Origin of the sequence: Microcoleus sp. K4-B3 (assembly GCF_036704615.1) — a bacterium.
Taxonomy (GTDB): domain Bacteria; phylum Cyanobacteriota; class Cyanobacteriia; order Cyanobacteriales; family Microcoleaceae; genus Microcoleus.
Genome location: NZ_JAUBSF010000086.1, coordinates 1 through 13608 on the forward strand (window position 1 = coordinate 1; position 13608 = coordinate 13608).

Consider the following 13608-nt stretch of genomic DNA (forward strand, 5'->3'; position numbering starts at 1 on the left):
ATTCTCTCCCGGCGCGGTGGCTCTAGTTCTTCTGAAAGCCACCGTTCTCATCTTTATTTAGTCTAAACTACAGTAATTACCAATTACCAATTACCAATTACTAATATTATGTATTTGAAAACGCTGCACCTACGGCAGTTTCGGAACTACTTGGATCAAAAGGTAGCCTTTGACGCTCCCAAAACCATTTTAGTAGGAAACAACGCTCAAGGAAAATCTAACTTGTTAGAAGCGGTAGAGTTACTTTCTACATTAAAAAGCCACAGGGTAGGGCGCGATCGCGATTTAATACTCGACTCAAAGCCGATCGGGCAAATTGATGCTACACTCGAACGTCAAACCGGAGCAATCGACTTAGCTTTAACTCTTCGCTCTGGGGCGCGTCGAACACTGAAGATCAACGGTGAACCGCTGCGTCGCCATTTAGACTTTTTGAGCGTCTTAAATGTAGTGCAATTTTCTTGTTTGGATTTGGACTTAGTGCGCGGCGGGCCCGAAGGAAGGCGCAATTGGATCGATCGCCTCGTCATCCAATTAGAACCGATTTACGCTCACATTTTGCAGCAGTACAACCAAATTTTGCGCCAGCGAAACGCTCTGTTGAAACGTTCTAAAGAAATCAGGAAAGCAGAATTTTCCGACAGTTTTGACAAGATGCGATTTATTGCACCCGAAAGTCCCGAACCGGAAAATACAGAAGACTTACCCATCCCCAATTCCCAATTGCCAATTCCCAGTTCGGAATTAGCTTTGTGGGACGCGCAGTTGGCGACAGCGGGCGCTCGCGTCATCCGCAGGCGCGATCGAATTTTGGAGCGATTGATGCCTTTAGCTCGAAATTGGCACCGTTCAATTAGCGGTTCAGCAGAAGTTTTAGATGTAAAATACGATGCTAATATTGAAGTAGGGGCGGAATTAATCGCTAAAGATAATCTCGAAGGAGTGCGACAAGCATTTTTAGAGAAAATTCAAAAAAGGGCGATCGCAGAACAGTTTCAAGGAACCACTTTAGTCGGCCCCCATCGCGACGACATTACATTTACCATTAACAATACCCCAGCTCGTCAATACGCCTCCCAAGGTCAGCAGCGAACTCTGGTATTAGCATTAAAATTAGCCGAATTGCAGCTTATTGAAGAAGTCGTCGGCGAAGCGCCTTTACTGTTGCTCGACGACGTACTTGCAGAACTCGATCTGAGCCGCCAAAATCAACTTTTAGAAACAATTCAAGAACGATTTCAAACTCTGATTACTACAACTCACCTAGGCGCTTTTGATGCTCAGTGGCTGCGACAAACCCAAATTCTCTCCGTCGTTGCTGGACAAATCAATCGATTTTAGATTTTAGATTTTAGATTTTAGATTGACAAATTTTATGTTTCATGGTAAGGATGAAAAAAATTGAAAATTTGGCATTATTAGCTCTATTCGAGATAGGATAAAGGTTAATTTTGATTGCCGCTTTCGCTTCCATTTTTCTAAACCTTATGAAGCATTACATTTCCCGTCTGTTAGCCCTGGTATTAGTTGTTGTCATCGGCGTAGCGGGCTGTACCAATGTTCCGGCCACTCTGAGTGGAGATTATGGCCAAGACACATTAGCATTAGTGAAGAGCTTGAGAACAGCGCTCACTTTGCCAGAGGGCACGCCGGAAAAAGCAGCCGCTCAAGCGGAGGCTCGCACAAGTATCAACGATTTTTTTGCTGCCTATCGCCGCGATCCCGCTCTTACCAAGCTGGCCTCTTTCACGACAATGCGGACGGCATTAAACTCTTTGGCAGGACATTACAGTTCCTATCCAAACCGTCCCGTTCCTGAAAAATTGAAAAAGCGTCTTGAGTCAGAATTTCAGCAGATTGAAGCTGCTCTTAACAGAGGAGCTTAATCTCAAAATTTAGGATCAAGGATAAATTTTAATAATTCATCTTTCATCCTTGATATTTGAGTGTTAACAATTTTTAGTAGAAATATCAACTGCTTTTAGCGCCCACTGTATCCAGGCGCTTTTTTATGCAGCATTTAGGGAAAAAATACTGAAAAATTGAACTGGATTATGATATCAAATCCGGGCTTTTTACCAGCTTTATTTTTGAGTCCGCGAAGGCGCGTGCCTGCGCGCCAACACTTAGGCAGAGGAAAGTTTGTATAGCATAGCAGCGGTTTAATCACCGAGTCTTATCTTGCCCGATCGCCCTTATTGAATTTAAATAGCCGCCAGATAGAATTTGCATTGTGCGATCGACTTGTGCCATAACTAAGTCAACCGAAAAAAGTAGAAAATTTGTAGCTGCTTGTTGAGCGCGATCGCATTTTTGCGATCGCCACCCAATTTAAACCAGAAAACCCCATTCAATTCTCCCATGAAAATTGCACCAACTCGCATCGCGAATTTTCAACACCAGCGACGCTTTTTAAGTGCGGTAACTGCTGTTTTAACCAGTAGCTTCATCAGCCAGCTTGTTTGGCCGTTTATCGAAACTCAACCAGCTTTTGGCGAAACATCAGCCTATTGCCAATTATCCAAAGAACAGGTAAATCAAAAAGAAGACTTGCGCCGCGCCGCCCTGTCAGGAAAACAGGAATCTCAGCAAGCATATTTTGCTGTTTTGAACAAACACGCACGGGAAATAGCAGAATGCCGCCAAAAAACTTGGCCCGAAACCCAAGCAGTTTGGCTGCGTTTGTATCCCTGCGATGTCAGACCCGGAGAACTCGATCGAGTATTAGACAAAGTTGTGAATAAAGGCTACAACCAAGTCTATGTCGAAGTGTTTTACGATGGTCAAGTGCTTCTCCCCGCAGCCGACAATCCAACGGCTTGGCCTTCTGTTGTCAGAAATCGCGGTTACGAGAAATACGATTTGTTAGAAAAGGCGATCGCCAAAGGTAAACAACGAGGTTTAAAAGTTTACGCTTGGTTGTTTACCATGAACTTTGGCTATAGCTATGCTCAGCGTTCCGACAGACAGCAAACCCTCGCTATCAACGGTAAAAATCAGACAAGTTTAACAGTAAGCGAATACGCAGCAATTAACGAGGACTTCGGAGAAGTTCCGGGCAATCAAGCCTTTATCGATCCGTACAACCCACAAGCACGGCAAGACTATACTTTGTTAGTAAATCAAATAGTCAAGCGCAAGCCGCAAGGAATGTTATTCGACTACATTCGCTATCTAAGGGGCATCGGACCCGCTTCAGTTGCTACCAAAGTTCAAGACTTGTGGATTTACGGCCCAGCATCGCAGCAAGTTCTTTTGCAGCGGGCTAGCAATCAGCAAGGGCGAGATTTAATTCAGCGATATTTGACTAAAGGATTTATCAATACTAATGACGTTCAAGCAGTAGTCAAACAATATCCAACTGAGCGAGAACCTCTTTGGCAGGGCCGAATTCCGCAGGCGATGTCAGTAACAACTCCAGCTTCTAGAAGGCAGAATGCCTCATCAAGATCGGCCTCAACAAATCCCGCCACTAACAAGCAAAACCCTACAACTCCAACATCAAAACCGACACCGCCGCTTCCTGATACCGGCACTCTGCAAAAAGACCTGTGGAAACTGAGCGTTGCTCACGCAGTCCAAGGGATTTTAGATTTTTTGGGTATAGCAATTCAACCAGCTCAAAGGATGGGAATTCCTGTAGGAGCCGTGTTTTTTCCGACTGCAAATCAAGCCATAAATCAAGGGGGATATGATTCGAGATTGCAGCCTTGGGACACATTTCCGGCTGCTATAGAATTCCACGCCATGTCTTACGGAAATTGCGGGGATGTAAGCTGCATTGTGCCACAGGTGCAGCGGACAGTAAGTTTAGCGCCTGCGGGAGCAAAAATCATTCCTGCCATTGCTGGAGATTGGGGAAAACCTCTCAGAAATCGGCCGTCTTTGGAGATTCAAATGCAGGCAATTCGCTCGGCGACGCCGCAAATTAATGCGGTAAGTCATTTTGCTTTTGGGTGGCAAGAACCGGAGGATGAAAGGGCGCGGCAAACTTGCCGGTTGTAGATTAATTTCTGGACGCACAGGGTATCATTACCTTGTTTTATGGTCGCGGAAAGAGCCTTAAAGCCTACATTTTTTGTCAATAAACCGGGTTTGATCGGAATCGGCGGCGAAACACCATTGATTTGCCTAAAAAAACCCGGTTTTTGCGTCAGTCTTGCTTTAGTGCGATCGACCTTTTGCAAAAAAAATTAATTCACCAAATTTTCAAGTTAGCAGAACAATCAGGCATAATGAGATTGTTCAAAATAAATCCTATACCTGATGAGTCCCCAAGTCAATAATAAATGGGTTATTAAAACTGTTATACTTATCGGATGGAGCCTCACAATTTCCCTGTTGTGGGAAAACAGAAAAACCGCCAATTCAAATCCGCTAATACCTATCGCACCCGTTGAAAATCCCCCGCCAAACCTGCTGAAACCCCGAAAACTAAAAACACCCCCTTCTCCCCCCGCAACTCCCTCTCCCAAAGCTCCCCAACCACCTTTAGTCTTCGCACCGCCCGCGCAATTTCGCAGCCAAATTGTTTATAAAGCCAGTATTAACAACTCAAAAGTTATCGCCCTGACATTTGACGATGGCCCTTCGCCTGAAACTTTGAAAATATTAGAAGTTTTGCACAAACATAACGCAGTAGCTACATTTTTCTGCTTGGGTGCAAATTTGCGGGAGTATCCAGAAATTGCGAAAAGAGTTGTGCAAACGGGAAATGCGATCGGCAATCATACTTGGCATCACTATTCTCACAATGTTACCGAAAAAACAGCATCGGATGAAATAGATAATACTGGCGTTCATATTTATCGCTCGACTGGGGCAAAAAGTTTGTTGTTTCGCCCTCCCGGCGGGCGCTTAAATAACGGTTTGGCAGATTACGCTAAAAAGAAAAATTATGTAGTGGTGATGTGGTCGATCGACCCTAAAGACTTTCTGCAACCTCCGGCGGCTGCGATCGCCCGTAGCGTGCTATCCCAAGCTTCAACGGGGGCGATCGTGTTGTTGCACGACGGCGGCGGAAATCGCCAGCAAACAGTCGAGGCGCTATCTGCAATTATTCCCAAACTCAAACAGCAGGGATATCGTTTTGTCACCGTACCGCAATTGCTGCAAATACAAGCTGGACAAAAACAGCGAATTGCAAATCAAAAATCCCCATGAACAGACATCTCACCAAAATTAACTTACTAGGAATTTCATCTGCGTTCATTTGCGTTCATCGGCGGTTAAAAATCCCAATTATGCTAAACTTATTAATAACCATAAAACCCTTTATCAATCATAATGCAAAAACTACAAGCAAGAGATATCAACCTCCGCTATCTAATCGATAACTTCGGTTTACAGCGAGTTCGCAACAGCGAATTTTTCCGAGAATGGCAAGAAAACTTACCCGAAGTAACAGACTCAGAAAAACAATTGCTCGATCGCGTCCAAGACATATACTTCAACTTGGTAGACACCCCGCCTGTACTGGAAAATGCAGTCAAGCTAACAATCATCAGCCCCATTTTGTTTATTGCCGGTCTGTATGAGTCTCCTTTTCAAGTCAAAGCCGAAAAGTCGATCGCTATTCAAGAGGAAGACGAAGGCAGAATCATCGAAGGCAGAATAGATATCCTAATTATGAAAGCAAACTTGTGGGTGACAGTAATTGAATCCAAACAACTTTCGTTTTCAACTGACGAAGCACTCGCCCAACTCCTGACATATATGCTGGCAGATCCCAACCCAGAAAGTCCTACTTTTGGGATGATTGCCACAGGTGCTAACTTCAATTTTGTCAAGTTAGTTAGAGGGGAAACTCCCCAGTATGCCCGATCGGCTGAATTTGTTATTTCCAATCCCGGCAATGAATTGTACCGGGTTTTGCAGATTTTAAAACGCCTGAGTCAACTGCCAGACTAGCAATAAAAGCCATTTTGAGTTATCTTTCAAAGCAGACAATATCTAATATCTCAAATTTCAAACTGGTGCGAGCATGGTAAATTACTGGATAGTCGGCGCTGTGGCAATAGCTTCTGTCTGCTGGGCAGAAATAATACGAGACTTTTATCACGTCGTGTCCCATTATTGGGCACCCCTGCAAAAGCTGCACACTTGGCATCACCGCGTTTTCCGCCCGAATTTGACCCCCGTCAGCGAGACTATTTACAAGCAAGCACACTGGCGTCACGACGTACCCGAAGCTGCGGCGATGATGGTTTTGGGGTTGTTTCTGTGGGTTGTAGCTTATTTTGGGCTGCCGGAATATCACTGGGGCGCAGCAGCGGGTTGTATTTATACTTTAGGCTTTTTGTTGAGCGCGATCGCCCGCGGGTGCGGCATCAAAGGCGCAGACGAATTAACCGACATCACCCACCAACCGGGAGACTTCCTTACTCCCCCTGGCAAGTGGTTAGTTAATAAACCTTATCACTGGCGGCACCACTTCGACAATCAAAATGCTTACTATTGCGGTACTTTCACCTTAATAGACAAACTTATGGGTACAGCACTTTCTCTCAAAGGCAAAACTGTAGCCGTCACCGGTGCATCGGGAACTTTAGGACGTTTGCTTCTCAAACACCTGCACAAAGCTGGTGCAAAAGCGATCGCCCTCACCTCGGGAAATGAGGAAATTACGTTGAATATAGACGGCGAAAGTTTACCTGTAAAAACCGTAACTTGGCAAGCTGGCCAAGAGGCAGACTTAGCCCTATTTTTAGAAAAAATCGATATTCTCGTCATCAATCACGGGATTAATGTACACGGAGAAAGAACAGGAGAGGCGATCGCCAACTCCTACGAAATTAACACTTTTTCCGCGTGGCGGCTGATGGAACTCTTTTTCTTAACAGTCCGCACTAACGAAAACATCGCTTGCAAAGAAGTCTGGATCAACACTTCCGAAGCAGAAGTAATTCCCGCTGTCAGTCCCCTCTACGAACTCAGCAAACGCGCCCTGGGAGATTTAGTCACCCTGCGCCGGCTGGACGCGCCCTGCATCGTTCGCAAACTGATTTTAGGGCCGTTTAAAAGCAACTTAAACCCGATCGGCATTATGTCTCCAGATTGGGTAGCGCAGCAAATTGTCAAACAAGCTAAAGCCGATGCGCGCAATATCATCGTGACAATTAATCCTTTGACTTTTATAGTTTTTCCAGTCAAAGAGTTTTTTGTTTCTCTCTACTTCCAAATCTTCAGCCGGAAAGCAGTCTCTTTGACAGATCTAGAATTAGAGCGCTCGGGCGTTGAAGTAATAACTAAGTGATATCAAATCCGGTTAAATCAACCTAATGCTTCTAGGGTTCTAGGTGAAGTACCAGTGACTTACGAAGTACATTCGGGCTTCACCTAGTGAGGGTACAGTAAGAATTGGTATTACTTCTTTCCTACCAACTCTGCTCTCTTGAGAAGTAGTTTCAGCCTGCTTGGCCACAGTTGCTTGAGATTCCAGCGATAACCAACGTATTTCAAATGATTCCAGGGGTTCAGGAAACCTGTATGAAGATTAACAAACTCTGGCTGGGATTTACCGTTACGGGCAACCACAAAATAGGGTGGTTTGAGAGAAGGATCGACGTGATTGAGGGACATGTACTCAATCACGTAAGCCCAGCGGGTTTCCTGCGAAACATTAGGTGTGGTACTGTGAAGTGTCAGCGAGGAAAACAAAACAAGATCCCCCGCTTCTGCTTCAATGAAGAGTGGACTCTCAGGAGTTCCATCATACACAGCATAGTTACCTTCAAATTTGTGCGGCAGCCGTTTTTTGTGACTGCCCGGTTGTAACCACAGCCCACCATTTTCGGGGGTCATTCTGGTAAGTGCAATCCACAGTTGATAGTGATTATCCTTAAGGTTGCTGTAGCCATTGTCCTGATGCCAAGGAAAGGTTTCTGCTCCTGGTCCTTTGGCTACTGCCTGATCCCACCGCACCCAGAAATTTGGACCGACGAATTGTGCAAGCAGTTCCACAAGTCAGGGTTGAGAGATGAAGTTTTGGATCTTTTCACTGTATTGGAATAGCTGACTGTGAAAAGTTAAGCTTCCTTTATTCAGATTATTGTCAATGTGCTTCGGATCGGCTTGTTTAATATCCTCGATCAGTGTTCTCATCTCGGCTTCTGAAAAAAACCCCCGGAGCTTAACATATCCATCTTGATTAAACTGATCTATTAATTTGGTCTGTCCCATCTGCTTTACCTCTTGAATCAAGTTCTAGGTTTTAAACAATGTTTGGTAGAAATTAAAGATTTAGTTAAGTTGCAACGGAGACGAACAAGTCATAGCAACAATGACTGGCAAACTCGTAACTTTAGAAACCCGCTTTCTGGGAGAAACCGGATTTCTATATCTAAAATTTTTTGCCTGTCAGCTTAATTACTAACCTCAGCCATTTCAATGACCCGACCGTCGTAATCCTTGACCAAAAAATTCAGTGGCTTTTCTCGGCGAATTTTATAACTAATGCCGCGAGTTTGTACCCTCATCAATAGCTGATCCAAACAATCGCGATCGAAACAAACGTGACGCTGGCGATTTTTTTCCCCTGCACCGGCGCCGCTAATAATGTGCAGTTGGGTATTTTTCATCAACTGATACCACAAACCCTCGGGACTGCCCATGGTCTGAGAGCTCGTTGCCCTCCCGACATTCGGCGACAAATACAGCGGATCGATACCAGTTGTCCCCAAAGTTTGCTCGTAATTGTAGTAGTAGTGCAGCGGCACTTCTGCTACGGGCAAGTTTAGCATACCTTCATAGAACTCCCTCGCTTGCCCGAGATCCGATACCATCACCGTGTGTACCTTCGGAGCACTGGTGAGAAACATCCACATCGCCCCCGCATAGGCTGCCAGCAGCATCACCATAATCCCTTGAGTCGAAAACAAGCTGTCAAGGGGCAGGGACGGCAAAAAAGAGCTCAAGTACAAAGGCCGAAGTCCAAAAGCAATAAAACTAACTGCTAGAGTCATGAATTATAAGAAAGGGTAAACAACGAAATTTATCAAGATTGCAGTCGCGATCGCCCGCGAGACTTAAACTATTAGCTTAGCCATATATGTTAGCAAAAACTAGCGGTTAGGCCCTACCCGATGAAAGTCTTTGTCTACGGCACTCTCAAACCGGGGGAGTGCAACTACCTCCGCTACTGCGAAGGAAAAGTTGTGGATGCTTGCCCCGCGATCGCCTGCGGTCAACTTTTTGCCCTGCCGATCGGCTATCCTGCGATGATGGCCGGAGATGGCACAGTCTGCGGTTTTCTCCTCTGCTTCGCAAACTCGGCTATTTTGGACGATTTAGACCGACTGGAAGACTATCATCCGCTGCGGGAACCGACACAAAACGAATATCAGCGACAGGAAATCGAAATCTTCGATCGACACCTCAAACCTCTAGGCGCGGCTTGGGCCTACTTCATGTTACCCGATCGCGTCCGTACCCTAGGAGGCATCTGGCTGCCCCACGGCAGGTGGGAAAATAGGTTTTTCACCAAATAAGGTGGTTAATGCCGATGAGCTTAGGAAATTGCCATTGCCGTGCGATCGGGCGGATCGAACCTGTAACCGTAACCCCGAATAGTTTTAATAAACTGCGATCCAGTAGCATCAACTTTAATCATTTTCTTGCGAATCTGACCAATATGTACGGTAACAAGTTGCTTTTCTCCTGTGTCGTCGCAGTTCCACCCCCAGATTTTTTCGATTAGCTGTTGGCGACTCCAAGATTGACCGGAATGACTAGCCAACAAATACAAAATATTAAATTCCAAGGCTGTTAACTTGATAATGCGATCGTTGAGTGTTGCTTCCCGACGCGCTGAATCGATCGCGAATCGATCGAATACAATACGCGATGGAGTGACAGACCTCATGCGTCTCAACACAACTTCTATACGTATTGCCAACTCGGCCAAACCAAAGGGTTTACAGATATAATCATCAGCACCGGCGGAGAGGACTTTAAGTTTATCGGCTTCGTCTGTGCGGCTGCTTAGGATTACCACAAAAACATTAGTACGGCGCTGCATTTCCTGACAGAGGTGATAGCCTGTAGTATCCGGCAAATTCCAATCGAGAATTACTAGCACAGGCTTGAATTCGTCAAATAATGCTAAAGCCGCCTCGCCATCTGCTGCCGAATCTACTTGATATTTCTGAGTTAAAAAACGATGAACGAGAGTGCGGATGGATGGGTCATCATCCACAACGAGAATCTTGGGAGCAGTATCAGTAGTCATCACCAAAAAAAATATTTTTCTTCTCACTTGAAAATTGGCAATTACAGAACAGCTTTAGTCAAGCATAAATCCCAGCTCGCTCCAAATAACTGGCAATTCTTCTATCAACTTGGCTTGGAGGTCAAAAGGCTCACCCATATCCCAAATCTTTAGTTCTAGGCGTTCGTTAAATACGGTTATTTCAAGGTCGATGGGAGTTTCCAAGGGCAGATTTTTGTGAGCGTGGCGAACAGCATTCGTAAACCCTTCGATCGTAGCAAGTTTGCACTGCTGCAAAACTGCTTCGGGAATGGGTAGATACTCTAAAAAAAACTGCTCGACCCACCATAAAACTTGAGCAACACTCTTGAGGTCAGTATTTAGTTGAAGGTGAATTGTTTTAATTGGCTGGTTATCACTTCGATAAAGTTGGCGATTTCGTTGCCTTTCCAACGGAAATATAAAGCCATTTAAAAAGTCAATTACCCGCTTCAAATAACCAGATTGAGGGCTAGGTTGGGGTGGTATTAGACCTGGCTGAAAATATTTCACAATTAACAGACAGTTTCGATAGTCAGAAGTGCGTGTATAGCTAAGCCGATCGGCAATTTTGCTAATAAGTTGTATGCCTATCCCACCTGACGGTATTTCATCGATGTTATCTCTCATTTTGCTATCCTTTGTCATCATTGAATGTGTCATTTTTTTACATCAAAAAGAAAGTGGCATTCTCAACGATTAAGTTTGCATGATTTATGCCTGACTTTTCCCGTATGCCGTGCAGTTGTTGTCAGGATCATTTTCTCTTTGTTGCTGGGGTCTTGACAAACTCAGTTTGCGATCGCTAAACTGAGCGAAAACAGACATTGACAATTAGAGAAGTAAATTATATAATGCTCACCCTCAAAGCCTCTGAGGAGGGATTAGTAAAAATTAGGCAAGCTAGAAGAGAAGGGGGATCGACGATAGAAGACCCCAGATGGCTAGTAGAAGCGAGTCAAACATTAGAGCCCGATCGAACTTGGACAGAGGCCGGGCCCTATGCCGATGGCCTCTCCCTGCCAACTTGGAGGCGTTTTTTAGGAGGAAGAGAACCCATTAAAGCTAATGCTTTCAAGGCTTTCTGCACGGTTTTGCAGTTGAATTGGGAAGAAATGGTCGATCGTCCTCCACCAGAAAATCCGCAGCCATCGAATTTAGACATTGATTCGGTGGTGGAAGAGATACGGCAAAAATGCCACAGCAAAATCCAACAGCTTTACAGCAAAATGCAACTGTTGGATATTGCACAGCCCGTTGATGTCAGCAACCTCTACGTTGAAGTCAACATTTTGGAGGAAATTACCAGTTGGCAGCCGGGAGAAATTCGCGATTTACTCAGAGACTTCAACCCAGATGCGGATAACTTTAACCGCTTGGGTTTAGGCAAAGTGCGCCAGAAACGAGTACCAGGATTGGATGCGGTGAAATCTCACTCTAAATTGATGGTACTCGGCAAGCCTGGTTCCGGTAAAACTACCTTTTTGAAACACATTGCCATTCAGTGCGATCGTTCTGAATTTGAAGCAAACAAAATACCGATTTTTATCTCTCTGAAAACATTTGCTGAAATCGCTAATGTTGACTTATTAGAATATATCAGCGACGAATTTGCCAGTTGCGGAGTTGAGGCGCGATCGCAAACTGAATCTGTACTCAGTCAAGGCAGAGGGCTGATTTTGCTGGACGGCTTAGATGAAGTGCCAGAATCAGATAGCGATGCAGTAGTCAGACAGATTCGTCAGTTTGTCCAAAAGTATTACAACAATCAGTTTATTATTACCTGTCGAATTGCCGCTGCTAAGTACCGATTTCACGACGAAGCTTTTACCTGTGTTGAGGTAGCCGATTTTAATAACAAGCAAATCGCTGCCTTTGCTCGCAATTGGTTTGTGGCATTTTCCCAGAATCTGGAGGCAGGGAAAGCTTTAGCGTCTCAATTTGTAGAGCAGCTAAAAATGAATAAAAATCAGCAAATCCGAGAACTGGCAGTAACGCCTATCTTGTTGAATCTGACTTGTTTAGTATTCCAAGCCAAAGCAAATTTCCCATCCAACCGAGCCAAGTTGTATGAGGAAGGACTGGAAATTATGCTCAGAAAATGGGATGAAACTAGAGGCATTCAACGGGATGAAGTTTATCGAGATTTTAATTTGTGCCGCAAGAAACATTTACTTGCTTTTGTGGCAGCTATTACTTTTGATCGGGGCGATTACTTTTTTGAAAAAAATCAAATCCAACAAGTGATTGCCGACTATCTAGCTAACTTACCCGATGGCACAACTGACCGCGTTCAGTTGGAGATCCATAGTGAGGTTGTCCTGAAGGCGATCGAGGCACAACATGGATTATTAGTGGAAAGGGCAAGAGGAATTTATTCGTTTTCTCATCTAACATTCCAAGAGTATTTTACTGCTACAAAAATAGTTAACAATTCTGCTCCACAAGCTTTGGGAAAACTGGTCAGCCACCTAACCGAGAAGCGTTGGCGAGAAGTCTTGTTGTTAGCAGTTGGGATGTTGCAAAAAGCTGATGACTCGTTGCTGTCAATGAAACAGCAAGTTGATGGACTGGTCGCTGATGATGAGCAGTTGCAGCAGTTCCTAATGTGGGTAAGAAATAAATCTTTTTCTATTAAGGCTCCCTATAAACCATCAGCTATCCGTGCTTTTTATCTGGGTCGAGAGGTAGAGCGCGTTAGTAACCCTCGTTCGGACTTGAATTTTGACCTAAGTTTGATCCGTATTCTTGGTTATGCCATTGACCATACCTTTAAACCACCCCTTAGACTTTTTTTGTTGAACTTTACTTCTGATTATGACAATGAACGTGACTCTGAATTGGCTAATGAACGTGACTCTGACTTGGCTACTGATATTGTTCTTGACGTTGCAATGGTCTATGCAATTGACCTTAATATTCCCTATCTTTATGCTGCTGCATCAGGTCGCAATCTTCTCTCTATCCTCGCCTTTACTCTCCATTTAAATCTGGAACCTGAATTGAAGCAATCTCTGCAACAACTCAGAGACCAACTATATGCTTCAGCATATACAAACAGAATACAGGAGTGGTGGAAAAGCGAGCGGGAGTGGTGGGAAGCTAAAGGTCATGATTGGACTCAGCAATTAATAAATGTGATGATTAAGTATCGCAATATAGGTCACGATTGGCAATTTAGCGAACAGCAGAAGTCATTGCTGAGGAAGTATTATGATGCTAATAAATTGCTGGTAGATTGCCTCAATAGCGGTTGTAATGTATCTCCTGCTGTGCGGCAGGAAATAGAGGAGACATTGCTGTTGCCGATCGCAAATCTGCAAAAAATCGGTAACAAGTGCGATCGAGTTTAATTGCTCGCC

The 13608-nt window shown here is 44.5% G+C and carries 12 protein-coding genes; 8 read left to right on the top strand and 4 right to left on the bottom strand.

The genetic code is table 11. The features are described 5' to 3' along the window. The first annotated feature begins 108 nt into the window (after positions 1 to 108). The 6 genes from QUA78_RS26040 (at position 109) to QUA78_RS26065 (ending at position 7255) form a co-directional block, all read left to right on the top strand. Positions 109 to 1341 carry an AAA family ATPase gene (locus QUA78_RS26040; protein WP_333399105.1) on the top strand — a complete coding sequence of 411 codons (1233 nt, stop codon included), beginning with the start codon at positions 109 to 111 and terminating at the stop codon, positions 1339 to 1341. Between the two features lie 146 nt (positions 1342 to 1487). Then, positions 1488 to 1886: a photosystem II protein Psb27 gene (psb27, locus tag QUA78_RS26045; RefSeq protein WP_242717360.1), complete on the top strand. Its 399-nt coding sequence runs from the start codon at positions 1488 to 1490 to the stop codon at positions 1884 to 1886. A 475-nt stretch (positions 1887 to 2361) separates the two neighbouring features. Next, the gene (locus QUA78_RS26050; protein ID WP_333303400.1) at positions 2362 to 4005 is read left to right on the top strand and encodes a family 10 glycosylhydrolase; all 1644 of its coding nucleotides are present in this window, start codon (positions 2362 to 2364) and stop codon (positions 4003 to 4005) included. A 261-nt stretch (positions 4006 to 4266) separates the two neighbouring features. Beyond that, positions 4267 to 5163, top strand: coding sequence for a polysaccharide deacetylase family protein (locus QUA78_RS26055; protein WP_333303399.1), 897 nt, complete (start codon positions 4267 to 4269; stop codon positions 5161 to 5163). Between the two features lie 123 nt (positions 5164 to 5286). Beyond that, complete coding sequence (locus QUA78_RS26060) at positions 5287 to 5910, top strand: restriction endonuclease subunit R (RefSeq protein ID WP_333303398.1); 624 nt, start codon at positions 5287 to 5289, stop codon at positions 5908 to 5910. Positions 5911 to 5983: 73 nt separating this feature from the next. After that, positions 5984 to 7255, top strand: a complete 1272-nt coding sequence (locus QUA78_RS26065; RefSeq protein ID WP_333303397.1) for a bifunctional sterol desaturase/short chain dehydrogenase — start codon at positions 5984 to 5986, stop codon at positions 7253 to 7255. A gap of 110 nt (positions 7256 to 7365) precedes the next feature. On the opposite strand, the gene QUA78_RS26070 is transcribed toward QUA78_RS26065, so the two are convergent. Together QUA78_RS26070 and QUA78_RS26075 are read right to left on the bottom strand one after the other, a co-directional pair. Then, positions 7366 to 7962, bottom strand: coding sequence for a phytanoyl-CoA dioxygenase family protein (locus tag QUA78_RS26070; protein ID WP_333303396.1), 597 nt, complete (start codon positions 7960 to 7962; stop codon positions 7366 to 7368). Between the two features lie 401 nt (positions 7963 to 8363). Beyond that, on the bottom strand, positions 8364 to 8963 hold the full coding sequence (locus tag QUA78_RS26075; RefSeq protein ID WP_333303394.1) for a glyoxalase-like domain protein: 600 nt from the start codon (positions 8961 to 8963) through the stop codon (positions 8364 to 8366). A gap of 120 nt (positions 8964 to 9083) precedes the next feature. On the opposite strand from QUA78_RS26075, the gene QUA78_RS26080 reads away from it, so the two are divergent. After that, positions 9084 to 9488 carry a gamma-glutamylcyclotransferase gene (locus tag QUA78_RS26080; RefSeq protein WP_333303393.1) on the top strand — a complete coding sequence of 135 codons (405 nt, stop codon included), beginning with the start codon at positions 9084 to 9086 and terminating at the stop codon, positions 9486 to 9488. Positions 9489 to 9508: 20 nt separating this feature from the next. Here the strand turns inward: QUA78_RS26080 and QUA78_RS26085 are convergent, their stop codons facing one another. Further along, positions 9509 to 10228 carry a response regulator transcription factor gene (locus QUA78_RS26085; protein WP_333303392.1) on the bottom strand — a complete coding sequence of 240 codons (720 nt, stop codon included), beginning with the start codon at positions 10226 to 10228 and terminating at the stop codon, positions 9509 to 9511. A gap of 54 nt (positions 10229 to 10282) precedes the next feature. Then, positions 10283 to 10876, bottom strand: coding sequence for an ATP-binding protein (locus tag QUA78_RS26090; RefSeq protein ID WP_333303391.1), 594 nt, complete (start codon positions 10874 to 10876; stop codon positions 10283 to 10285). A gap of 197 nt (positions 10877 to 11073) precedes the next feature. Between QUA78_RS26090 and QUA78_RS26095 the strand changes: the two genes are divergently transcribed. After that, on the top strand, positions 11074 to 13599 hold the full coding sequence (locus QUA78_RS26095; RefSeq protein WP_333303390.1) for an NACHT domain-containing NTPase: 2526 nt from the start codon (positions 11074 to 11076) through the stop codon (positions 13597 to 13599). Positions 13600 to 13608 lie beyond the last annotated feature (9 nt).